Annotated in this window: 21 protein-coding genes; 14 read left to right on the forward strand and 7 right to left on the reverse strand. The window is 63.6% G+C overall.

Annotated features, from left to right (window positions below):
* Window positions 1–4: 4 nt before the first annotated feature.
* Window positions 5–1,198, forward strand: coding sequence for an amidohydrolase family protein (locus tag GGC64_RS16940; protein ID WP_192723635.1), 1,194 nt, complete (start codon window positions 5–7; stop codon window positions 1,196–1,198).
* On the opposite strand, the gene GGC64_RS16945 is transcribed toward GGC64_RS16940, so the two are convergent.
* Genes GGC64_RS16945 through GGC64_RS16960 form a run of 4 tightly spaced genes read right to left on the reverse strand, consistent with a single transcriptional unit; the run spans window position 1,195 to window position 6,109 of the window.
* A complete protein-coding gene (locus tag GGC64_RS16945) occupies window positions 1,195–2,736 on the reverse strand; it encodes a class I adenylate-forming enzyme family protein (RefSeq protein ID WP_192723636.1) in 1,542 nt (513 codons plus the stop codon). The two genes, GGC64_RS16940 and GGC64_RS16945, sit on opposite strands and share 4 nt — an antisense overlap.
* The gene (locus GGC64_RS16950; RefSeq protein ID WP_192723637.1) at window positions 2,736–3,935 is read right to left on the reverse strand and encodes an acyl-CoA dehydrogenase family protein; all 1,200 of its coding nucleotides are present in this window, start codon (window positions 3,933–3,935) and stop codon (window positions 2,736–2,738) included. The genes GGC64_RS16945 and GGC64_RS16950 overlap by 1 nt, the downstream gene beginning before the upstream one ends.
* Window positions 3,932–4,906 (reverse strand): acyl-CoA dehydrogenase family protein, encoded by a 975-nt coding sequence (locus GGC64_RS16955; RefSeq protein ID WP_192723638.1) that lies wholly within the window; start codon window positions 4,904–4,906, stop codon window positions 3,932–3,934. Before GGC64_RS16955 ends, GGC64_RS16950 begins: the two co-directional genes overlap by 4 nt.
* Before the next feature lie 6 nt (window positions 4,907–4,912).
* On the reverse strand, window positions 4,913–6,109 hold the full coding sequence (locus GGC64_RS16960; protein ID WP_192723639.1) for an amidohydrolase family protein: 1,197 nt from the start codon (window positions 6,107–6,109) through the stop codon (window positions 4,913–4,915).
* Between the two features lie 113 nt (window positions 6,110–6,222).
* On the opposite strand from GGC64_RS16960, the gene GGC64_RS16965 reads away from it, so the two are divergent.
* The gene (locus GGC64_RS16965) at window positions 6,223–7,326 is read left to right on the forward strand and encodes an acyl-CoA dehydrogenase family protein (RefSeq protein WP_192723640.1); all 1,104 of its coding nucleotides are present in this window, start codon (window positions 6,223–6,225) and stop codon (window positions 7,324–7,326) included.
* A 14-nt stretch (window positions 7,327–7,340) separates the two neighbouring features.
* The gene (locus GGC64_RS16970; protein WP_192723641.1) at window positions 7,341–8,240 is read left to right on the forward strand and encodes a TIGR03619 family F420-dependent LLM class oxidoreductase; all 900 of its coding nucleotides are present in this window, start codon (window positions 7,341–7,343) and stop codon (window positions 8,238–8,240) included.
* Here GGC64_RS16970 and GGC64_RS16975 read toward each other — a convergent pair.
* Complete coding sequence (locus GGC64_RS16975) at window positions 8,230–8,661, reverse strand: nuclear transport factor 2 family protein (RefSeq protein ID WP_192723642.1); 432 nt, start codon at window positions 8,659–8,661, stop codon at window positions 8,230–8,232. The genes GGC64_RS16970 and GGC64_RS16975 overlap by 11 nt on opposite strands.
* Before the next feature lie 55 nt (window positions 8,662–8,716).
* Here GGC64_RS16975 and GGC64_RS16980 point away from each other — a divergent pair, with 55 nt between their 5' ends.
* The 3 genes from GGC64_RS16980 to GGC64_RS16990 all read left to right on the forward strand — a co-directional run bounded on the left by GGC64_RS16980 (window position 8,717) and on the right by GGC64_RS16990 (window position 11,097).
* Window positions 8,717–9,352 carry an isochorismatase family protein gene (locus GGC64_RS16980; protein ID WP_192723643.1) on the forward strand — a complete coding sequence of 212 codons (636 nt, stop codon included), beginning with the start codon at window positions 8,717–8,719 and terminating at the stop codon, window positions 9,350–9,352.
* A gap of 90 nt (window positions 9,353–9,442) precedes the next feature.
* The gene (locus tag GGC64_RS16985; RefSeq protein ID WP_192723644.1) at window positions 9,443–10,636 is read left to right on the forward strand and encodes an amidohydrolase family protein; all 1,194 of its coding nucleotides are present in this window, start codon (window positions 9,443–9,445) and stop codon (window positions 10,634–10,636) included.
* The gene (locus tag GGC64_RS16990) at window positions 10,633–11,097 is read left to right on the forward strand and encodes a MaoC family dehydratase (RefSeq protein WP_370582143.1); all 465 of its coding nucleotides are present in this window, start codon (window positions 10,633–10,635) and stop codon (window positions 11,095–11,097) included. Before GGC64_RS16985 ends, GGC64_RS16990 begins: the two co-directional genes overlap by 4 nt.
* Here the strand turns inward: GGC64_RS16990 and GGC64_RS16995 are convergent.
* Together GGC64_RS16995 and GGC64_RS17000 are read right to left on the reverse strand one after the other, a co-directional pair.
* On the reverse strand, window positions 11,094–13,448 hold the full coding sequence (locus GGC64_RS16995; RefSeq protein ID WP_192723645.1) for a CoA transferase: 2,355 nt from the start codon (window positions 13,446–13,448) through the stop codon (window positions 11,094–11,096). The genes GGC64_RS16990 and GGC64_RS16995 overlap by 4 nt on opposite strands.
* The gene (locus tag GGC64_RS17000; RefSeq protein WP_192723646.1) at window positions 13,445–14,902 is read right to left on the reverse strand and encodes an aldehyde dehydrogenase family protein; all 1,458 of its coding nucleotides are present in this window, start codon (window positions 14,900–14,902) and stop codon (window positions 13,445–13,447) included. Before GGC64_RS17000 ends, GGC64_RS16995 begins: the two co-directional genes overlap by 4 nt.
* A gap of 224 nt (window positions 14,903–15,126) precedes the next feature.
* Between GGC64_RS17000 and GGC64_RS17005 the strand changes: the two genes are divergently transcribed.
* The 8 genes from GGC64_RS17005 to GGC64_RS17040 are packed head-to-tail and all read left to right on the forward strand — an operon-like array spanning window position 15,127 to window position 21,850.
* Window positions 15,127–16,299, forward strand: coding sequence for a cytochrome P450 (locus tag GGC64_RS17005; RefSeq protein ID WP_192723923.1), 1,173 nt, complete (start codon window positions 15,127–15,129; stop codon window positions 16,297–16,299).
* Window positions 16,299–17,504 carry an acyl-CoA dehydrogenase family protein gene (locus GGC64_RS17010; protein ID WP_192723647.1) on the forward strand — a complete coding sequence of 402 codons (1,206 nt, stop codon included), beginning with the start codon at window positions 16,299–16,301 and terminating at the stop codon, window positions 17,502–17,504. Before GGC64_RS17005 ends, GGC64_RS17010 begins: the two co-directional genes overlap by 1 nt.
* The gene (locus GGC64_RS17015) at window positions 17,497–18,048 is read left to right on the forward strand and encodes a MaoC family dehydratase N-terminal domain-containing protein (protein ID WP_192723648.1); all 552 of its coding nucleotides are present in this window, start codon (window positions 17,497–17,499) and stop codon (window positions 18,046–18,048) included. Before GGC64_RS17010 ends, GGC64_RS17015 begins: the two co-directional genes overlap by 8 nt.
* Entirely contained in the window at window positions 18,048–18,461 is a 414-nt protein-coding gene (locus GGC64_RS17020; protein WP_192723649.1) for a Zn-ribbon domain-containing OB-fold protein, read from the forward strand. Before GGC64_RS17015 ends, GGC64_RS17020 begins: the two co-directional genes overlap by 1 nt.
* Window positions 18,462–18,475: 14 nt before the next feature.
* Window positions 18,476–19,588, forward strand: coding sequence for an acyl-CoA dehydrogenase family protein (locus GGC64_RS17025; RefSeq protein ID WP_192723650.1), 1,113 nt, complete (start codon window positions 18,476–18,478; stop codon window positions 19,586–19,588).
* Entirely contained in the window at window positions 19,585–20,037 is a 453-nt protein-coding gene (locus GGC64_RS17030; RefSeq protein ID WP_192723651.1) for a MaoC family dehydratase, read from the forward strand. The genes GGC64_RS17025 and GGC64_RS17030 overlap by 4 nt, the downstream gene beginning before the upstream one ends.
* The gene (locus tag GGC64_RS17035) at window positions 20,034–21,203 is read left to right on the forward strand and encodes a lipid-transfer protein (protein WP_192723652.1); all 1,170 of its coding nucleotides are present in this window, start codon (window positions 20,034–20,036) and stop codon (window positions 21,201–21,203) included. The genes GGC64_RS17030 and GGC64_RS17035 overlap by 4 nt, the downstream gene beginning before the upstream one ends.
* Before the next feature lie 44 nt (window positions 21,204–21,247).
* Window positions 21,248–21,850 (forward strand): TetR/AcrR family transcriptional regulator, encoded by a 603-nt coding sequence (locus tag GGC64_RS17040; protein ID WP_192723653.1) that lies wholly within the window; start codon window positions 21,248–21,250, stop codon window positions 21,848–21,850.
* Window positions 21,851–22,326: the final 476 nt, after the last annotated feature.

Here is a 22,326-nt window from a genome sequence, read left to right on the forward strand (position 1 = left end):
ACACATGTTGGAGGCGCCGGTGGAGAACACGAGAGCATTCGAGGTCTGGGATGCCGACAACCACATGTACGAGACGATCGACGCATACACGAGGTACCTGCCGGAGAAATACTCGGAAGCGCTCAAGTTCGTTGACGTGAAGGGGCGCAAGAAACTGCAGATCCTCGGTGTCGTCACGGAATGCATCCCCAACCCGACCTACGAGGTGATCCCCACCCCCGGCGCATGGGCCGATTACTACCGCGGGATCAACCCCGAGGGCAAGACGCTGCGAGAGCTGGCGGAACCGATACGGTGCCCCGACGAGTTCCGGCGGCCCGACCTGCGGTTGGCGCTGATGGACCGTCAGGGCGTCGACGGCGCCGTGATGTTCCCGACCACCGCCGGCATGCTCGAGGAGCGGACGAAGTCCGACACCGAGCTCACTCATGCGGTAACCCATGCGTTCAACCGCTGGCTGCTCGAGGATTGGACGTTCAACTACCAGAACCGCATCTTCCCGGTGCCCGCGATCTCACTCAACGATCCGGCGTTGGGCGTCCGCGAACTGGAATGGTGTCTCGAAAACGGCGCGAGGACGGTCCTGATCCGGCCGGCACCGGTTCCGCGGGAGGACGGGACCTCGCGGTCGGCGGCGCTACCGGAGTTCGACGATTTCTGGCGACTGGTCGAGTCGTCGGGAATCTCGATGCAGATGCACAATTCGGATTCCGGTTACGACCGCTACGTCGACGACTGGGAAAGCCCCAGCGAATTTCAGGGCTTCGCACTCAGCAAGCTGCGGGGATTCATCTACGAGGAGAGCCGCAACATCTTCGACACGCTGGCGGCGTTCGTCGCGCACGGGGTGTTCGAACGGTTTCCCGGCGTGCGCATCGGCGTGGTGGAGAACGGCGGCTCGTGGGCGCATCGCCTGATGGATGTGTTCGACCGGGTGTATCGGAAGAAGCCGGGGGATTTCGGCGAGCATCCCTGTGACACCTTCCGCAGACACATCTGGGTCAACCCCTTTCACGAAGAGGACATGTCGCATCTCGTCGAGATCCTCGGCGCGGATCGCGTGATGTTCGGATCGGATTTCCCCCACCCCGAGGGGCTCGCGGAGCCGGCAGAGTTCATCAATGAACTCTCCGGTCTTCCTGCGGACACGACCGCACGCGTGATGGGCGGCAACTTGAAGGAACTGATCGGCATCTAGCGTTGCGCGCCGAAACGGGCACGCAATTCGTTCTTCATCACCTTGCCCGTGAGGTTCCGCGGCAGCGCCTCGATGATTTCTAGCCGCTCCGGGGACTTATGACGGCTGAGGCCCCGCGCTTGGCAGTGTTCGCCCAATGCGGCGAGCGTGATATCGCTACCGGGTTGTGTGACCACCACGGCGCAAACCCGTTCGCCTGTACGGAGATCCGGCACTCCGATGACCGCGACGTCGGCGACAGCCGGATGCGTCGCCAGTACCCCCTCGATTTCCAGCGCCGAGATGTTCTCAGCATTGCGGATGATCGCGTCCTTGATCCGACCTGTCACCACGACGTTGCCGTCGTCGTCGATGCGCCCCCGGTCACCGCTGCGGAACCAGCCATCGGCGTCGAATGCATCGGCGTTCAGCGTGTCGTCGACATATCCGAGGAAACATTGCGGTCCCCGCAGGCGCAGTTCGCCCTCCTCCCCCGCCGCGACCTCTCGTTCGGATTCGTCGACGACACGGACCGATACTCCGGGCACTTGGCGGCCGACGGTGTGGTCGAGCACGTCCGGTTCTCCGTCCGGCGGAGGCGACGTCGCGACAGGAAACTCGGTCAGGCCCCACGAGTTCGCCACCCCTGGCACCGAAAGCGTCTCGCGCACTTGCCGTCCCAGCTCGGCGGTGATCGGCGCGCCTCCACCGAGGCACCCGCGGAGATCCGGAAAGAGTGGCGCGGCGCCGTGCTCGCGCTGTGCGGCCATGAAAGCGACGAAGAAAGGTGTCGCAGAGCCCAGCAGTGTCGGCCGATGGGCAGCGATCGCAGTTGGCGTGCGCACCGGATCGAACTCGTCGAACAACACGATTCGCATGCCGGTCAGCAGGCTCGCCGCCAACATCGCCGCACCACCGATGTGTGAAACCGGAAACGCGATCGGGTTGACGTCATTGCTTGTCGCACCAACCATTCCCACCACCCCCGCCGACCCGGCGATCACAGAGCGGTCGCAGTGCCGCACACCTTTCGGCGCGGCGGTAGTACCGGACGAGTAATAAACCCACCGGGGGTCGGTTGCCGATGGCGGCGGCGGGGGCAGCGATGCGGGGTCGCCGGCGGGGAGTCGAAGACCGTCCATGGGGGCGTCGTGATCAACGACCACCACCGTCATCGGCCGGTCCCTTGCCAGCTCGTCGGCCAGCGCGACGTGGTCGAAGCCGCGCCACACACCCGGCACGATGATCATCTCGGTGCCGAGTTGCGCTGTCACGAACCGCACTTCGCTCTCGCGCCAGATCGGTAGGACAGGGTTTTGCACGGCACCGAGGCGGGTCAGCGCCACCATGACCACCATGGTTTCCAGCGTGGTCGGCAGCTGCCAGGAAACCATCGTGCCGTCGCCCACCCCGCGCTCCGCCAAAGCGGCTGCGGTGCGCTCCGACGCGTCGCGCAACTCTTCGTTTGTCAGACTTCGGCCGTAATCGTCGACGAGGACGATGCGTTCGGGGTGTGTCTGGGCCGCTGCTTCGACCAAGCCCCAATAGGTTCCAGACATCAGCCGCTCGGAAGCAACAACCGACGCTTGGCCAAAATGTTGCGCATCATCTCCGAACTCCCGCCGGAGACCGTATAGGCCCGCGACCACAACCAGGATTCGCGCAGCCGGGCTTTCGCCTGTGAAACAGTCGAATCGACAGCCTCGGTGCACACTGCCGGGGCGAGCTCGGCACCGTACGCCGAAACACGATGATAGGTCTCGGCGAAGCTCAGCTTGGCGATAGAGCCGTCGCCCGGCTGCTCTGCGCCTGCGATGAGTCGTTCGACGTGGTCGTCGATGAACGACTTCGCCACCTCGACTTCGACGGCCAACTCGGCCACTGTCTGCCGGATGTCGTCGTGCTCGAGAACGGGGATGCCTTCAAGGATGGCGTTGCGCGCGACCATCACCAGATCATCGATCAACAGCTCGAGCAGGACTACGTTTCCACCGATTCCGAAACGCTCGAAGTCCAGTCCCGCCATGATGATCGACCAGCCCTGGCCGGCTTCGCCGATCAGGCTCTCGGCCGACACGGTCACCCCGTCGAGGAAGACTTCGTTCACCTCGACCGCCTCGTTGATCGTCCGGATCGGACGAACCTCAACGCCGGGCGCCGACAGGGGGACGGTGAACACCGAAAGGCCATGGTGACGTGACGACGTGGGGTCGGTGCGGATCAGCGCCAATCCCATATCGGCCCAGTGGCCGTCGGTGATCCAAGTCTTCTGACCGTCGATCACCCACGTCCCATCCGGCTGCTGCACACCTCTGCTGCGGACTCCGGCGATATCGCTGCCGGCATCGGGCTCGCTGAGTAACTGACACCACACATGCTCGCTACGCCGCATCGGCGGCAGCAGTGCGGCCTTCTGGTCGTCCGACCCGAAGTGCATCAGCACGTGCGCCGCCAGGTTGACTTGGTCGACGGGCCGCGGGGCGCGAGCGCGCAGGATCTCCTCGCTGACGATGCGGTCGTGCAGCGGGTGGTGATCGGCGCGTCCACCGTGCTCGACGGGCCAGTCGGCGCCGACGAATCCGGCGTCGAACAACGTGGCGAACCACTTACGCAGTTGTGCTTCCTGCTCTGCATTTTCCGGCGCGCGGCGCCCTTCCCTCGCGTCGAACGGTGGTGCGTGTTCGGCAATATGCGCCCGGACGCGACGCCTGAATTCGGTCAACTGCGCTTCGCTGGGCCTGGCGCCGATTGCGCTCACCAGCCGGACCTCTCGGCAACGCGGGCACGGCTGGTGCGGGCCGTTCCGAGCAGATGGCTGTTGGTGAACACCCGACGCAATTCGTGGTGCAGCGGGTATTCCCAGGTGAATCCGATGCCGCCCGACAGTTGCATGCACTCGTCAACCGCAGCGGTCGCGTTGGCGGTGACGAATGCGTGTGCCACGTCGGATAACACAATCGCATCGTCAGGATCGCCGTCACTAGCCAGGGCACGGGCGGCCTTCATGATGACGGCCCGTGCCTTCGCCTCGAACACCACCAGATCCACCAACCGGTGTTGCACAGCCTGGAAACTCGCGATCGGCGCACCGAACGCGATGCGCTCCTTCAGATAGGCAACCAGCCGTTCGAACGTCATCGACACCGCGCCAAGGGAATCCGCGCTGAGCAGGACCCTGGCCGCCGCGAGCACCTGATCGGCTCGCTGCGGGCCCCCGATCAACACGCTGTCCGCGCCGGAGATATCCACCCGCCACGCTGCTCGGGTGACATCGAGAAGCTCATCGTCAGGACGTCTCGGCGTTGCGTCGGATACCTCGAACAGATGAATTCCATTGCGTCCCAGCGTGACCAGGATGTCGATGGCATCCCCACGCACGACGCGCACGGTGTCGCCGGCCAACGCGCAGCCCGCCATCGCGGTTCCGTCGAGCATCGCGGGCAGCCATCGGTCTCGCACTTCCGAGGGCGCCGAACTCAAGGCCGCACCCGACAGAACGCAGCCGAACCACGTCGACAAGTTCTGCGCGCGGCCGAGTTCTTCGGCGATGACCGTCGCCTCCACGGGTCGCCATCCGCTGCCGCCGAGATTCTCGTCGACGAGCAGCCCCGTCCAATCCATGCCCGCAAGCTCTTTGACGGAGTCGTGGGCCACACGGCCGGTCAGAAAATCACGCGCCGCTTCGCGCAACAGATCGAGGTCGACATCGGCTTCGCCTGTGTCCCCCATCGAGTACTAACTCCGCTTCATCATCTGGACAGCATTGTCACGCATGATCCGTTTCTTGGCGGCATCGTCAAGCGGGTCGAGCAGCTTGACGAAATCGGCAGGCTCGGCAAGGCCTTCCGCGTGCGGGTAATCCGAGCCCATCACCAGACAGTCGTCGTAGCCCAACCCGGCGACGATGGCAGGAATATCGTCCTCGGGGTACGGCACCACCCGCACGTATTGCCGGAAGACGGCCGACGGTTTCTCGGTCAGTTTCCCGCCGATCCATGGACCATTCCGGCCCATGCCGCGACTCTTGTCCATGTGCTTGGTGAAGAACGGCACCCACTCAGCACCGTGCTCGGCGACAAGCACATTCAACCCGGGAAATCGGCCGAAAAGGTTGTCGAAAATCAGGGCTGACAGGGTGTCTTCGATCGGACGCTGGCCGTATATGTTCATCCACTGCCATGCCGACATGTGCCACGAGGCAGGATCCGCGTTTTGCCCCCACGCAGGCGAGATCGCATCGAAGTACCAGAAGGGCATGATGTGGAAGACGAGGACGCAGCCTGCTTCCTGCAGTCGCGCATAAATCGGGTCAAAGTAGGGGTCGCCCGGCGACCTACCGTAGGCCGGGCCCGTTGGCAGCAGGACAAACTTCGCACCCTGGGCGATCAGTGCCTCCGTTTCGGCGACGGCCGAGTCCAGGTCGCGCAGTGAAAGCAGCCCGGTCGCGTACACGCGGTCCTCGAAATTGAAGCCCCATTCCTCGTCGAACCATCGATTGAACGACCGGAGGTTCGCGTATAGCGCTGCGGTGTCGTCAACGTAGTGCTCGGCGGCCAGAGCCATTCCGCTCGGATAGATGACCATCCGCTCGACGTTCTGCCTCTCCATGACCGCGAGCCGTGCTGAACGCTTGATGTACTCGGGCTGCATGGGCTGTGGTTCGTAGGACTCCTCTGGGTTGCCCGATCCCATCTGCCTCAGCATTTCTTTGAGCGACCCAGGGCGGTAAGCGACGTCCAGACCAAGCCCGCCTTCACTGTTGAAGGTCGCCACACGATGGCCCGCGAGGATGACCTCGACCCCATCCGCTCCCCGCACGGTGGTAATGGCTCGGTCGTGAAACTCTTTGGGCAGATAGCGGGTAAACGCGTCGCGCGTCTCGTAGCAGTGCGTGTCGCAGTCGAAGATCCCGTAGTCGAGTCTCGTGGCCACCGCGCTTCTCCTTCATGCGAGAATGTGCATTCTCCTATTTCAGAAAAGATACTATCCTCATCCGGGAATGCCTATCCCGGGTTGGGCCGGGCGCACCTGGAGGCAGCACAGCGATGAGTGAAGCCGACGACCTTCGGCACGCGGTGCGGGAGTTCCTGGGGGCGACATCACCGACGACTCGGGTACGCGACCTGATGACCACCGATGAGGGCTACGACCGGGCGCAGTGGCGACAAATGGCCACCGAACTGGGCCTGCATGGCATCGCGGTTCCCGAACAGTTCGGCGGCGCGGGCGCCAGCGTGGCCGAACTCGCGGTCGTCTTCGAGGAGATGGGGGCCGCGCTGTTGTGTGCGCCGTTCTTCTCCACCGTCGCCCTGGCCGCCCAAGCGATCCTCTGCAGCGGCGATACGGCCGCGATGCAGGACTACCTGCCTGCATTCGTCGACGGGTCGATGACCGCGACGCTGATCCTGAACGGCCGGCTCGACGCGTGGGATCCACGGGCCGTCACGCTGACCGCCCACGCCGACGGCGCAGGCCATCGTATTCGTGGGCACGCGGAATTGGTTCTCGACGGCTACACCGCCGATGTTGTTCTGGCCGTGGCGAACACGGACGCCGGCACGTCGCTGTTCGCCGTTGCCGCGGACGCCGACGGGCTGACGCGTGACCCATTGGCCACACTCGACCGCACGCGGAAAGTCGCCCGCTTGCGGCTCGACGATTCCCCGGCCCGACTGATCGGAACCGACGGTGAAGCCGGCCCGGCATTGGCCCGTACCTTTGACCTCGCCCTTGTCGCGCTGGCCGCCGAGCAGGTGGGCGCCGCGCAGCGCTGCCTTGACATGGCCGTTGGTTACGCCAAGGAGCGCATTCAGTTCGGGCGTGCCATTGGCAGCTTTCAGGCGGTCAAGCACCGGTGCGCGGACATGCTCATTCTCGTCGAAGGTGCCCGCTCGGCCGCCGTCCACGCCGCGCAGTCCGCAGGCAGTGACGAGCTGTCAGTCGCGGCGTCGGCGGCGAAAATGGCGAGTTCTGAGGCATTTCTACAAGTCGCGTTGGATAACATGCGCATCCACGGCGGAATCGGCTTCACGTGGGAGCACGATGCCCATCTGTACGTGCGTCGCGCCAAAGCCACCGAACTGATCTTCGGCAGCCCCGACCACCACGCCCAACGCTTGGCGGACCTCGTCACCTCATCGAGTCACTAGCCGGAAGGACGATCGTGCCCATCTCTTACTCCCTGGAACTGCCCACCCAACGGGTTGACGCGGTATCCGAGTTCGTCACCGCCGATGCCATCGCCGAGATCGCCCGTGCCGGCGAGGCAACCGGATTCTCAGCCGTGCATGTCACCGACCACCCTGCACCCGACGCGAAATGGCTCGATCACGGCGGACATCACGCCCTCGATCCCTTCGTCGCACTGTCGTTCGCCGCCGCTGCCACCACGGACGTGAAGCTCCTCACAAACGTCTACATTGCGGCCTATCGCAATCCCTTCCTCGGCGCCAAGTCGATTCAGAGTCTCGCGGTCCTGTCGGGCGGGCGGCTGATCCTCGGCACTGCAGCGGGGTATCTGAAGCCGGAATTCCGGTCGCTGGGAATCGATTTCGACAATCGTGGCGCACTGCTCGATGAGGCGTTGGACGTGTTGAACAAAGTTCTCACCGGCGATGACGTGGCCTACGAGGGCACCTCGTTCGCGGCCAGAGGGGTGCGCCTGTATCCCGTGCCAGCGACCCCACCTCCGATATGGGTCGGCGGCAACAGCAGGCCGGCGGTACGGCGCGCAGTGTCGCGCGCTCAGGGGTGGGCGCCGTTCAACACATTCGGTTACGCGACCGCGTCACGAACCGCGGAGATCTCGACGCTCGAGGAGTTGAGATCGGCGATCGCGTGGGCCAAGAAATATGCCGCCGAGATCGGCCGCACGGAGCCACTGGATATCTGCTTCTCTGCGGGCAACCTGCTCGACGACAGCAAGTCGACCGACGAGCGGCACGCGACGATCGCAACGCTCGAGGACATGGGTGTGACCTGGCTGACCGTCGCACCGCGGGGAGCCACGCGGGCCGAGGTGATCGAGAAGGCGCGTGCTTTCGCCGAGGAGTTCAACGCATGAGGCTGGCGGCCGCGAAGCCGTCGACGCTGATTCGCCGGTGTGTGAAGAGCCACTGCGCATCGACTGGAATCAAGACGTCGCGATAGGAGCCCCAGTGGTCGAGTCCGACATCGGTGTGGACGGCAAAGTAGCTGCTGACCTCGACACTTTCCCGCGTGACGGAGCGGAACCGAACACTCGAAACGTGATGGCGCACATGCGTTGGCCCCTGCCTGGTCGCGTCCGGTGCCATCGCGGCTCGTAGCCCGGCCTCGATGGCCGCGGGGCCGGTGAGCGGCTCGGCTCCGCCCGTGTATTCGAGGACTCCGTCAGGGCCGAAGCATGCAGCCAGAGCGCGAAGGTCGAACCGGTCGGTGGCCGCCGTGTAATCGGAAAGGGTCTGGCGCACCGACTCCCTGACGATGACCTCCCATGCATCCATCTGTTCTCCTCTGGAGCTGGAAAATGCATTCTCATACACGATAACGTGTGTTCTCATGCCACCACCGAGCCTGCTCGATCTGTTGAATCCTGCCACGACTGCTTTGGTCACCCAGGAATGCCAAGGAGGGGTGATCGGCCCGCAGGCCGGCCTGCCCATGCTGGCCGAGGAAGCCGGTCGTGAGGCGATTCCGAACATCGCCGCTCTGCTCGATGCCGCCCGCGCAGCAGATGTGTCGGTCGTGCACTGTCTGATACAGAAGCGCCCGGACAACCGCGGGTCGAACACCAACGCAAGGCTATTCATGGCTGGAAAGTCGTTCGCCGCCGATTTGACTCCGGGTAGCCCCGGCGCGTCGGTGCTGCCCGAGTTCGGGCCAGAGCCAACCGATCTCGTCCTCACCCGCACACACGGTGTTGGGCCTATGACCGGCACCGATCTGGACTCGGTCTTAAGGAACCTGGGGATCACGACCATTGTGGGAGTGGGTGTTTCAGTCAACATCGCAATTCAGAACTTCGTAATGGACGCGGTGAACCGCAGCTATCAGTTCGTACTACCGCGCGATGCCGTGGCCGGATATCCACGCGAGTACGCGGAGTCGATCATCGACAACACTCTCTCGCTTCTGACAACTGTGACCACCACTGATGCCATCGTGCGGGCATGGAAGAAACTCGCCGGATCCTGACCCCATCTGGATGTTGAAACCCCGAAGTGATAACGTCATTCTCACCTGGCGTAAACGGTCATATCCGCCGCTCTGAGGAGGGTTCGCCTCATGTCTCCCCGGTCACTGCCATATCCGGTCTTCGACATCGACAACCACATGTACGAAACCACGGACGCGTTGACGAAGTACCTGCCAAAGCAGCACAGGGGCAAGGTGGGCTACGTCGAAGTCAACGGGCGACCGAAGCTCGTCGTCAAAGACCACATCAGTCATATGATCCCCAACCCCACGTTCGAGCGGGTCGCCCGGCCTGGCAGCGCCGAGGACTACTTTCTGGGCAACAACCCGCAAGGTTTGAACTTCCGCGAATTCATCGGTGAGGCAATGGATGTCATCCCGGCCTACCAGGCGCCCGCGCCGCGGCTCGAGCTCATGGACGAGCTAGGCATCGACCAATGCGTGATGTACCCGACCCTCGCCAGCCTGATCGAGGAGCGCACCACCGACGACGTCATTTTGACTCACGCGATCATCCACGCACTCAACGAGTGGATGTACGAGCACTGGACGTTCAATTACCAGGAGAGAATTTTCGCCACGCCCGTCATCTGTCTCCCGCTGGTCGATGAGGCGATCAGGGAGTTCCATTGGGGCCTCGAGCGCGGTATGAAGACATTCCTGGTCCGGCCTGCGCCGGTGCCCAGCCGCTTCGGCGGTTCACGGTCGATGGGCCTGCCCGAGTTCGATCCGTTTTGGGAAGAGGTGGTGAGGGCCGGCATGCCGGTGACGATGCACGCCTCCGACAGCGGCTATCAGAAGCACCTCATGGAGTGGGAGGGCGGCGACGAGTACCTGTCCTTCAAGCCCAGCGCATTACGCGAAGTCGTGATGGGGCACCGAGCCATCGAGGACACCTTGGCCGCGATGATCTGCCACGGCGCGCTGTCGCGCTTCCCCGATCTGAAGATCCTCTGTGTCGAGAACGGCAGCGGCTGGGTGCGCAATCTGCTCGAGCAGCTCAACACCGCGTACAAGATCATGCCCAAGGAGTTCGACGAGCATCCCGTGGAGGTGTTCAAGCGCAACATCTACATTCATCCGTTCCTCGAGGACGACCTGAAGGGGATCATCGACATCATGGGTGAGGACCACGTGATGTTCGGTTCCGACTTCCCCCACCCAGAGGGCATCGGCGACCCATTGAGCTTTGTCGACCGGCTTGTCGATGTCTCTGACTCCGCGAAGGCAAAGATCATGGGTGGCAACGCCATTGAACAACTGGGGCTCAAGGTCCCCGCGTGAGCCGGGCGCCCACGATCTACGAGGGCATCGCAGCCTTTGAGGCACACATCGGTGAGCACCTCGGCTACAGCGACTGGCGTCAGGTGACGCAGAAGGAGATCGACCTTTTCGCCGAGGCGACCGGTGACCACCAGTGGATACACGTCGATCCAGAGAAGGCCGCAAACGGTCCCTATGGCAAGACGATCGCCCACGGCTATCTCACGCTGTCGCTGGTTCCCATTCTCGTGCAACAGATTTACCAGGTGACCGGGTTGTCGATGCAAGTCAATTACGGCGTCGACAAACTCCGTTTCCCGGCGCCGGTGCCTGTCGACTCCCGCATCCGGGCAGGTGCTGAACTCGTCAAGATCGAGCGGAACGACAAGGGCGGCCGAGCCACCGTACGCGTCACCGTCGAGGTAGAGGGGTCCGGCCGGCCGGCGTGCGTGGTCGACACCATCGCCGCAATGGTCGACTAGGCGTTGAGCAGTCGCTCGCCGATGACCTGATCGTCGCGTAAGGTCGACAGCTCGTCGTCGGACAATCCCAGCGTGCGCAGTACCTCGACGTTGTGCTGGCCGAGCGTCGGCGGTGCGGTGCGGTGGTGGCGCAGTGGTCCGGGACAGATGCGAAAAGGCCAGCCCGGGAATGTCTGTCGGCCCGCGAGGCGATGGTCGACTTCCTGGTAATAGCCGCGTGCCTCGAGTTGATCGACGTCATACATGCGGTCTGGCGTCAGTAAGCGTTCGGCAGGCACGTTGCGCCGACGCAGGGCCTCGGCGGCTTCCTCAGGTGGGTTGACACTCGTCCACGCGGTGAGCGTTTCGTCGAGCGCGTCGTGGTTGGCCAGCCGTGTTTCTTGGGTGGCATATCGCGGGTCGTCGCGCAGTTCGGGGCGACCCAGCGCATCCGCGATCGCTGCCCAATCCGCATCGTCACGTATCGAGATCGCCACCCACTGGTCATCGCCTGCGGCCGGGTAGACGCCCTGCGCGAAGTGGCGGTGCCGGTTTCCCTCACGCTCGCGCACCCGGCCCGTGAGCGAGTACTCGATGACGGGTTCCGCCATGACGGCCGCGCCGACCTCGATCTGGGCGACTTCGATCAGCTGACCCTCACCGGTTCTGCGCTTGTGCTCGAGCGCTGCAAGTAGAGCGACGGTAGCGTGCACACCGACGATCGGGTCTGCAGGCCCCTGCAGGTTGCATGGCGGCCCGTCGGCATAACCGGTGGCGGCTGACATACCCGACAGTTGTTCGAAATTCAGTGCCCAGCCGACGTATTCGCGCCACGGACCTTCCAGTCCCAGGCCCGGCATGCGGACCATGACGACGCCGGGGTTGATCTTCACCAGCGAGTCGTAATCGAGGCCGAACTGCTCGACGACACGCGGTGAGAAGTTCTCGACCACGACGTCGGCCTCCGCGGCCAGCTTCATCGCCAGCTCGCGGCCGGCTTCCGTGCCGAGGTTCAAGGTGATATCGCGCTTGTTGAGGTTGGTGCCCTGCCACATCGGTCCGATCTCATACCAGTCGTCACTGTTGCGCAGCAGCGAGCCGGAGTACCGATGTGCATCGGGACGTTGGATCGACTCGACCTTGACGACGTCGGCGCCGAAAGCTCCCAAATAGCACGTGAGATAGGCGCCCGACCAGAACGTGCTCAGGTCAAAAACCTTCAGACCGGCGAAAGGCACTGCCACATCGGCGGTTTGCGGTGTAGCTCCGGTGCCCCGTCGGCCTTCCCACGCGGTCGCCGCGGCGCCCAGATGAGGTGCCGGACGTGGTTTGCCCACCGGTGCCCTCGAGAACCGAAACGGTGCGCTTGGACGCTTGAATCGCCTAGTGGCATCTTCGATGAAGAATCCGCGCTCGCGGTATTGAGGACAATCCAAGATCGACTGCCCGTCGTTGACCGGTGCTGCAGGAATACGCATCGCCTGGCTCAACTCGACCAGGTCGGCCACTGTCATCGACTCCAGCCAAGGCTGCGCCTTCGCGAAGAACTCGTCACGTTCGGGGCCGCCGATCATGATGGCGATCTGGTGATCACCGAACTCGGGCAGTCCCACCATCGCGCAGACGTCAAGCCAGTGCTGACCGGTCAAGCAGTTGATTCCGACCCAGCCGTCGGCGGCCCGGACGATGCCCAGCATCGGCCCTGCTTTGGAATTCGGCGGCAAACCAAGGCTTTTCAGGCGCTCGGCCATCATCATCGGGTAGGGCAACGTGGATAACATCGCTTCAAAAGCCGAGACGTCGACTTCGACCACCTGGTCGACAGCAGCGTCGGCGACCCGTAGGGCTGTTAATGCGCCGAGTGCGGCGTAGCCGCCTGCGATGTACTCGGGAATACGGGCACCGGCCTGCACCGGCGCGCGGCCCAGTTCGCGAGTGTTCACCCAACCTGAGGCAGCCTGGAGGGTCAGGCCGGTTGACTGGCGATCCCGGCGAGGACCCTCCTGGCCGTAGTCGGAGATGCGAACAACGACCAGATTCGGGTTGATCCGCTGCAGGGAGTCGCGGTCGAGTCCCAAATCGAACCGGTCGGCGGATCCGGCGGGCAGATCCTCGACCAACAGGTCCGCTTTTGCGAGAAGTTCGACCAGCGCGTCGGGTGAAGTGGTCAGATCGACTGTCAGTCCGCGCTTTCCGGCGTTCAGGTACTCGAACAGACCGCCGGCTGTTCCCCAATTGCGTAGCGGATCACCGCAGGGCCGCTCGATCTTGTACACGTCAGCGCCGAGGTCGACGAGCAGCTTCGTGCAATACGGCGCAGCGATGTCAGTGCCGAGCTCGACTACGCGCAGGCCCGCGAGCGCACCCGTCACGCGGGCACTCCGATCGCCTTAAGCTCCATGTATGAGCGCAGTCCCATGACGCCGCCTTCACGCCCGATACCGCTCTGCTTGAATCCGCCGAACGGAGCATCGCCAGGGATGGTGCCGTTGATCGAAATCTGACCGGTTCTGATCCGCCGCGCGATGTCGACTGCCCGGTCGACGTCGGTGCCCCACACCGCGCCGCCTAGGCCGTAGGCCGAATCGTTGGCTATCGCGATGGCGTCGTCGTCATCGCGATACCGCAGCACCGTCATCACGGGCCCAAAAACCTCCTCCTGGGCGATGTATGATTCCGCTGTTGCATCGGTCAGGATCGTCGGCTCGAAAAAGAAGCCCTCCGAAGCATTTTCAGGTCGCCGACCGCCCGCGACGACCTTCGCACCGTCGCTCTCGGCACGCTTGACGAAACCCTCGACCCGCTCCAGATGCTGGCGGCTGATCAACGGTCCCATCCCGGTCGCCCCGTCGATGGGATCGCCAACGGTGACGTTGTGCGCCAACTCGACAAGGCGGCCGACGACATCGTCATGCAAAGCGTCGGGCACCAGGAGTCGGCTGTTGAGAATGCACGCCTGCCCCGCGTGCAAGGTGCAGCCTTCGAACAGGAGTCGCTCCAGCATTTCATCCGACAGCTCGACATCGTCGAGCAGGATGGACGCCGACTTGCCTCCGCATTCGAGCAGGATCCGCTTCATTGTCGTTGCGGCCCCGGCCATTACCTCCCTGCCGACCGCCGAGCTGCCAGTAAAACTGACCATGTCGACTCTCGGATCCAGCGTCAGCGTTCTGCTGGCCTCGACACCACTCGGCGTGACGACATTGACGACGCCAGGCGGGATGTCGGTCTCTTCATCGATTAACCGGGCGAGCGCGAGCCCGGCCAGCGGGGTCAGCGGCGAGGGCTTGAGCACGAGAGTGTTGCCTGCGGCCAACGCCGCGCCAAGCTTCATCACATTGAGGGTGTGCGGGAAGTTCCACGGCGTCATCACCGCCACCACACCCAGCGGCTCATAGCGCAACAGGGTGGTGCCCGCGGCTCCCCAGGCGTCCATCGGCGCCTCCGCCGGTTCCAGCGCAAGTTCCGCCGCATGTCCGACCATGAAGGCGGGGCCGTCGACATGGATCAGGCGCTCGTTTGATGTGCATCCCCACTCGGCTTGCGCGAGTGCGTAGATCTCGTCGCCGCGGGCCAGCAGCGCATCGCTCAGCTGTTGAAGACAGCGGGACCGCTCAGTCGGGTCCAATGCTGACCAGGATCCAGAGTCGTAGGCGGCACGGGCCGCACCGATGGCGTGTTCGACCTGCGTGACGCCCACGTCGGGTGCGGACGCGATCACCTGTTCGGTCGCGGGGTTGACGACGTCGTATCTCCCGCTGTCGGGCTCCACCCACTTGCCGTCGATATAGACGCCATAGCTGTCGATCAGGTTCGACTGGGCCATCCGATCACGCGACCTTCCTGGACGACATTTTGTTCAAGTGTGTACACCCGCGTTCAGGGTGTCGTCAACGGTTTAAGCCAATAACCAGTACCGACAGTCATTGACACTGTCGACGTCAGTGCGGTAGACACAACAGTACCGGACACTTTGTGAGATTATGTCCGATAAGTAGCTTTCGTCGAGGAAGGCCCGCGGTGCCCAGTACGCCCACTTCTGCGTTCCCCCTGCACTCGCCGGACTTCTATGCGGGCGACCCGTACCCGGCGTACCGGGAGCTGCGGAACACCACCCCGGTGGTCTACAACGACGTCACAAACTTCTGGGCCCTGACGAGATACGAGGACATCCGTTTCGTCTCCGGCCACCCCCACTTGTTCTCGTCGACAAAGGGCATCACCATCCCGGATCCGAGCCAGCCCGAGCCCGTTCAAGAAGGCAACCTGATCTTCACAGATCCGCCACGCCACCGGCAGCTGCGCAAGCTCATCAACTCCGGGTTCACCCGCCGCCAGGTCACACTGTTGGAGCCCAAGGTGCGCGAGATCGTCAAGCGCATCGTCGATGGCGTCGACCCGTCAGTGGAGCATGAGTTCGCCGAGGAAATCGCCGCTCCCCTGCCGACCCGCATGATCGCGGAGATGCTCGGTGCGCCGCCGGAAGACTGGGAGAAGTTCCGGACGTGGTCCGACGCAGCGGTCGGAACGGCCGATCCGGATATCGAGTTGGATCATCTCGTCGCACTCGGCGAGCTATACGAGTACTTCACCAAGCTGATCGAGGCGCGGCGCTCCGGTGCCGTCACCGGCCAGGATGACCTGCTCTCGATTCTGGCCGCCGCCGAAGTGGACGGCGAATGCCTCACCGATGCAGACCTCCTCAACTTCTCGTTCCTGCTTCTGGTGGCGGGCAACGAGACAACACGCAATCTGATCGCACTCGGCATGCAAGCCCTGATCGAGCACCCCGACCAGTTCGCGCTGCTGCGCTCGCAGCCCGAACTTCTACCCATGGCTGTCGAAGAGATGCTGCGGTTCACCAGCCCGGTGACCCACATGGCCCGCCAGGCGACCGAGGACGTCGAGATCCGCGGTCAGCAGATCAAAGCGGGTGAGACCGTGGTCATGCTGTATGGGGCGGCCAACCGTGATGAGGAGATCTTCGGTATCACCAGCGAAGAGTTCGACATCACCCGAAACCCAAACCCGCACATCGCCTTCGGTGCGGGCGAGCATGCCTGTCTTGGCGCGCAGCTGGCACGGCTGGAGGCCAGGGTGATGTTCGAGGTGCTCCTCGGTACCTACCCGACGATCGAACTGACCGGCGATGTGACGCGACTGCGGGCGACGATGGTGCCCGGCGTCAAACGCATGCCTGTGCGCATGGGAGCGAGTGTCTGATGGATTTCGACTACACCCCTGAGCAAGAGCAGCTCCGCAAGGAGTACCGCGAGCGCCTCGAGGCCGTCATGACTCCTGAGCGGCGCGCGGCCGTCGTCGGGAAGATGGAGGGCGGTGCCGCCGTCGTAGAGGCGCGCCGGGCGCTCGGCGAGGCCGGTCTGCTCGGTGTCGCATGGCCGGTCGAGTACGGCGGTAGTGGACTCACCGCACTCGAGCAGTACATCTTCGCCGAAGAAGCGCGGCGGGTGCACGCACCGCTGCCGTTCGTCACGCTCAACACCGTCGGTCCAACACTTATTCAATACGGCACCGAAGAGCAGAAGCAGAAGTTCCTTCCTGCAATCCTCAACGGCACCGTCGACTTCGCCATCGGGTATTCCGAGCCGGGAGCAGGCAGCGATCTGGCGTCGCTGCGGACCACCGCGGTGCGTGACGGCGACGAGTTCGTGATCAACGGCTCCAAGATGTTCACCAGCGGCGCCGAGTTCGCCGACTATATCTGGCTGGCTGCGCGCACAGACCCAGAAGCCAAGAAGCACAAGGGCATCACCGTGTTCATCGTGCCGACCGACTCCCCCGGATTCTCCTGGAAGCCGCTGCACACAATGCCCGGGGTGTCGACCTACTACACCTTCTACGACGACGTGCGCGTTCCGGAGAACGCCATCGTGCTCGGGGAGAACCAGGGCTGGAAGCTGGTGACCAATCAGCTCAACCTCGAGCGTGCCGCAATGGGTAACCTCGGCGCCCTGGAGCCACTGTTCGAAAAGACCCTGCAGTGGGCCAAGACAACGGAACTCGACGAGGGGCTCGTCATCGATCAGCTATGGGTGCAGCAGGCTCTCGCGCGGGTGGAGGCACAGGTCGCTGCATACCGGCTACTCAACCTCCGGGTGAACACCAACATGAGTTCCGGTGCACTGGGCATGGGTGAGGCGTCGGCGGCAAAGGTTTTCGGCACCGAGCTCACCCAGCAGGTGGCCCGCGAACTGCTCGACGTGGTGGGCCAAGCCGGCCTGCGCAAGGACGCGACGGCTCCCATCAAGGGTGAGCTCGAAAGCGCCTACCGATTCGCCGTCATCAACACATTCGGTGGCGGGGCGAATGAATTGCAGCGCGACATCATCGCCATGGCCGGCTTGGGAATGCCACGCGCACCCCGCGACATGCGAGCGTCGACGAAAGGAACCGACATCCGTGACTGAACTGACCAAAGACGAACTGCACGAGCGCCTTCAAGCGCTAATTGGAACGCCCACTGACGGGGTGGGCAAGCCTTCTCGCGCCCCAGATCCGGTCAACGCCGCGATGATTCGGCACTGGGCGTACGCGCTGGACGACATGAACCCGGCCTACCTTGATCCCGAGTTCGCGGAGAGCTCCCGCTACGGCGGCTTGGTTTCGCCGCCGGTGATGTTACAGACCTGGACGATGCCGCCGCCGAAGCTCGCGGGCATCCACGAGCGCGGTGGTGTCCCGATCGAAATCAAGACGAACCCGCTGCAGTTCCTCGCCGACGCCGGGTACACCGGCATCATCGCGACGAACTCGGAGTTCGAGATCGAACGCTACCCCAGGGTGGGAGACCAGATCTCCGCCGAGACCGTCTTCGATTCGATCTCCGACGAGAAGAAGACCGCGATGGGCAACGGCTTCTTCGTCACCTGGGTGACCACCTACCGTGATCAGAACGACGAAGTCATCGGCCGTCAGTGGTTCCGCACTCTGCGATTCAAGACAGGAAGTTGATGGCTAGCCGACTCGCGCCTTCGATCAGCCCCGACACCGAGTTCTTCTGGTCAGGTCTGAAGGACAACGAACTTCGCATCCAGCGATGCACCGACTGCACGGCGTTGCGGGTTCCACCTCGTCCGATGTGCGGAAAGTGCCAATCGCTCAATTGGGACTACGTCGTGTCCTCGGGCCGCGGCACCGTGTACAGCTTCGTGATGCCGCAGTATCCTCCGCTGCCGTTTCTCCAATACCCATACGTCGTTGCGCTCATCGAGCTCGACGAGGGTGTTCGCATCGTGTCGAACCTCTGCGACATCGAGCCCGCCGCCATCGAAGTCGGAATGCCCGTCGAGGTCTTCTTCGAGACCTTCGAAGCCCTCCCGAGCGGGGACGAGTTGGTGCTGCACCAATTCCGGCCCGCTACCTGAACCGAAGGTAAGCAATGGATTTCACGTTCAGCGAAGAACAAGAAACCGTCGGCAAAGTAGCACGCCAGCTGTTCGAGGCTCGTGCGACGCCGGAACGCCTCACCGATCTCGAGACCGGCACCACGCGCTATGACCCCGCGTTGTGGAACGAACTGGCCTCCTCCGACCTGCTCGGTATCGCCCTACCCGAGTCCGTCGGCGGCAGCGGCGGCGGATTCCTCGAATTGGGCGTGCTGCTCAGCGAGGTCGGGTTCAGTGTCGCACCCGTCCCGGTGTACGCCACGCTCGTGCTGGGCGCGGACACCATTGCACGCCACGGTGATTCCGAACTTCAACAGAAGTACTTGCCCGGCGTGGTCGATGGCAGCACGATCCTCACCGCGGCGCTCGCGGAGCCGAGAAACTCCGACCCGACCGCACCGCGTACCACCGCACGCGCTGACGGAGAATCGTGGAGGATCGACGGTCACAAGGAACTTGTTCCTGCGGCACAACTCTCGGCGGCCATTGTCGTGTCCGCGCATACCGACGACGGCCCCGGACTGTTCGTCGTGGATACCGGAACCGACGGCGCGGCCATCACACCGGTGCAGACGACCAACGGCGAACCTCACGCCGACATCGCGTTCAGTGGCGCTATCGGTCACCGGCTCACCGAGCACGGCGGTACGGACATCATCGGCTCCCTCTACTCCAGGGCGCTCGTCGGCCTCTGCGCGATCCAAATCGGTGTCGTGGAGCGGGCATTGAAGCTCGCCGCCTCGTATACGAGCGAGCGCGAACAGTTCGGCCGTCCCATCGGATCGTTCCAAGCTGTCCAGCAACGGTTGGCCGACGCGTTCATCGACGTCGAGGCCATCCGATGGACGACGTGGCATGCGGCGTGGCTGATCGCCGAAGGCAGGCATGCCGATCGCGAAGCGGCGATCGCCAAGTTCTGGGCGGCAGAGGCAGGCGCCCGTGTCGCCGCATCAGCCCAACAAGTCCACGGCGGCATGGGCATCGACGTCACGTATCCACTGTCTCGTTATTTCCTGTGGGCCAAGCAAAACGAACTCGCACTCGGGTCGGCGTCACAGCAGCTTGCCCGGCTCGGCAGCACGTACTCGGAAGGAAGCGGCACATGACATCCACACTCAAGCGCACCAGTACTCTCGCCTGGGACACGATCAACGTCGGCGACGAGGTCACACCGATGGATGTGAATGTCACCACCACGCTGATCGTCGCCGGCGCCATCGCGTCACGCGACTACATGCCGGTGCATCACGACCGCGACTTCGCCAATTCCCAAGGGTCCAAGGACATCTTTCTCAACATCCTCACTACGAACGGGCTGTGCGTGAAGTTCCTGCACGACTGGGCTGGGCCGGAGGCGATGGTCAAGAAATTGTCCATTCGCCTCGGCGTGCCGGCCTACCCGAACGATCCGATGCGCTTCGAAGGCAGCGTCACGAACAAGTCTTCGGCCGATGGCGAGGGGTTGGTCGAAATCACATTCAAGGGCACAAACAGCCTGGGCGATCACGTCTCCGGCACGGCGGTGCTGAGCCTGCTCGACGGGGTTGATGAATGAAAGACGGAATCGGCGGTAAGGCTGCGCTCGTCGGCTTCGGCCAGACCGAGTTCTCGAAGGAATCCGGACGAACCGAAATGCAGTTGGCCTGCGAGGCGGTCAAGGCGGCCATCGACGATGCGGGCCTGCGCCCCAGCGACATCGACGGCATGGTCACGTTCACCGTCGACGAGAACGAGGAAATCGAGGTCGCACGCAACGTCGGCATCGAGAACCTGTCGTTCTTCACCAGAGTTCCGCATGGCGGCGGGGCCGCGGCCGGCACCGTGATGCAGGCCGCGATGGCTGTCGCGACGGGCGCCGCGGAAGCAGTGGTGTGTTATCGAGCCTTCAACGAGCGTTCCGGTTTCCGGTTCGGTGGCGCAGGCCGCCAACCCGGCGTGACTCCGTTGTGGATGGCCCCGTACGCCCCATTCGGGTTCATGACGCCCGCCGCGTGGGTGGCTTTGCACGCTCAGCGGTACATGTCGACCTACGGGGTGACGAATGCCGACTTCGGCAAGATCTCGGTGATCGATCGCAGGCATGCCGCGAACAATCCCGATGCTTGGTTCTACGGAAAGCCCATAACCATTGAGCAGCACCAGGAATCGCGCTGGATCATCGAGCCGGTGCTGCGGCTGCTGGACTGCTGTCAGGAAAGTGACGGCGGCGTCGCGATGGTGGTGACGAGCGTCGAGCGAGCGCGCGATCTGCCTAATCCGCCGGCTGTGATCACAGCGGCCGCACAAGGAGCGGCGTACGACGGCGAGGTCATGACGAGCTACTACCGGGAAGAGATCACCGGGCTTCCCGAGATGGGTGTGGTTGGCAACAAACTGTGGGGCGCCTCCGGACTGAAGCCGGACAACATCTCGACGGCCTTCCTCTACGACCACTTCACCCCGTTCGTGTTCACTCAGCTCGAAGAACTGGGCTTCTGCGGCCGCGGCGAGGCGAAGGATTTCGTATCCGTCGACGAGATGTCACTTGGTGGCCGCATGCCGATCAACACCAACGGCGGACTGCTGGGCGAGGCCTACATCCACGGCATGAACGGCATCACGGAGGGTGTCCGTCAGGTACGCGGTACGTCGTACAACCAGGTCGAGGGTGTCGAACATGTGCTCGTCACGTCCGGCACCGGTGTCCCGACCAGCGGGCTGATCATCTCGCCCGACTCGTGAGGAGCGGCACCGCTACCCTCATCGGGAGCTAGAAAGGGGTCCCTATGACGCAGGCGACGGCGACCGATACCCGGGATGCCATCATCTCGGCGGCCTTTGCCTGCTTCCGGACCCGCAGTTTGGCCAAGACGACCATCGTCGACATCGCCAGGGCAGCTGATGTCTCGCGCAGCACGTTCTATGAATACTTCCGCGACAAGGAGACGGTCGTCGAGGCCTGCGCCGAGGCGGCCTCGCAGCGGTTCTACCGCAACATGGCCAAGGCGATCGACCGTCACGGCGGTAGCACCCTTGAAGGGCGGCTCGTCCGCGCGGCCGTCTTCGTCACGCAGGCACGTCAAGTCGTCGAACCCGAGGCGTACTTCGACGAGGCCGAAGTCAACCTGATGATGACGAAGAACGCGGCAACACTTCTGAAGGAGTGCACCGAGTTCCTTGCACCGTATGTGTCGGCCGCCAGACTGACCGGCGAGGTTCGAAGCGATCTCGATGTCGCCTCTGCCACCGAATGGTTCGCGCGGATGCTGTTCTCGCTGTTCACCACTCCATCACCGACGATCGACATGCGCGATGACGATGCCGTCGCCGAGTTCGTGCGCGCCTACGCCGTGAACGGATTCGTCGAGGGCCGCCCTCGGCGGCGGTAGGAGACTTCAGATGCGAGTGCTTCCCTGCCGCCCGGACTCGTGAAAACGTATATTCTCATAATTGAAACGACCTATTATCACGCAGAGGAGAGGTCCCGTGAAACAGACCGCGGCATCCGCATTGGACGGCCCCGTACCACGGCAACCACGACCTCGCCCCGCGAACCGAGGCAGAGCGACGCCACATCAACTGCTCGTCGCGGGGGTCGATGCCGCAGACATCGTCACAGGGGCGGGCGGACTGATCTGCGACTCGGTTCGCGCCGGCTTGGAAGTCAAGGTCTACCTGGAAATCAATGGTGACGAACGGGCGCTGCGGATACTCGGTGTACACGCAAGCGAGCTGCCTGCTCGTTTCGACTTCGAATCGGAGTGGCCCGACGCTGTCCTCTTTACGGCCGGTTTGCACAAGCGACATCAGGGCATTCGCCGCTTGGTCGCCGATGCCGTTCGGCGCCGCCGGGCCGACGTGGGGG

The organism is Mycobacterium sp. OAS707, from assembly GCF_014873705.1.
Lineage (GTDB): Bacteria > Actinomycetota > Actinomycetes > Mycobacteriales > Mycobacteriaceae > Mycobacterium.

Excerpts from the sequence above, each read along its gene's own strand:
- GGC64_RS16940 (WP_192723635.1), top strand. The coding sequence starts at position 5 with ATGTTGGAGGCGCCGGTGGAGAACACGAGAGCATTCGAGGTCTGGGAT.
- GGC64_RS16945 (WP_192723636.1), bottom strand. The coding sequence starts at position 2,736 with ATGTCTGGAACCTATTGGGGCTTGGTCGAAGCAGCGGCCCAGACACAC.
- GGC64_RS16955 (WP_192723638.1), bottom strand. The coding sequence starts at position 4,906 with ATGGGGGACACAGGCGAAGCCGATGTCGACCTCGATCTGTTGCGCGAA.
- GGC64_RS16965 (WP_192723640.1), top strand. The coding sequence starts at position 6,223 with ATGAGTGAAGCCGACGACCTTCGGCACGCGGTGCGGGAGTTCCTGGGG.
- GGC64_RS16975 (WP_192723642.1), bottom strand. The coding sequence starts at position 8,661 with ATGGATGCATGGGAGGTCATCGTCAGGGAGTCGGTGCGCCAGACCCTT.
- GGC64_RS16980 (WP_192723643.1), top strand. The coding sequence starts at position 8,717 with ATGCCACCACCGAGCCTGCTCGATCTGTTGAATCCTGCCACGACTGCT.
- GGC64_RS16985 (WP_192723644.1), top strand. The coding sequence starts at position 9,443 with ATGTCTCCCCGGTCACTGCCATATCCGGTCTTCGACATCGACAACCAC.
- GGC64_RS17000 (WP_192723646.1), bottom strand. The coding sequence starts at position 14,902 with ATGGCCCAGTCGAACCTGATCGACAGCTATGGCGTCTATATCGACGGC.
- GGC64_RS17010 (WP_192723647.1), top strand. The coding sequence starts at position 16,299 with ATGGATTTCGACTACACCCCTGAGCAAGAGCAGCTCCGCAAGGAGTAC.
- GGC64_RS17020 (WP_192723649.1), top strand. The coding sequence starts at position 18,048 with ATGGCTAGCCGACTCGCGCCTTCGATCAGCCCCGACACCGAGTTCTTC.
- GGC64_RS17025 (WP_192723650.1), top strand. The coding sequence starts at position 18,476 with ATGGATTTCACGTTCAGCGAAGAACAAGAAACCGTCGGCAAAGTAGCA.
- GGC64_RS17030 (WP_192723651.1), top strand. The coding sequence starts at position 19,585 with ATGACATCCACACTCAAGCGCACCAGTACTCTCGCCTGGGACACGATC.
- GGC64_RS17035 (WP_192723652.1), top strand. The coding sequence starts at position 20,034 with ATGAAAGACGGAATCGGCGGTAAGGCTGCGCTCGTCGGCTTCGGCCAG.
- GGC64_RS17040 (WP_192723653.1), top strand. The coding sequence starts at position 21,248 with ATGACGCAGGCGACGGCGACCGATACCCGGGATGCCATCATCTCGGCG.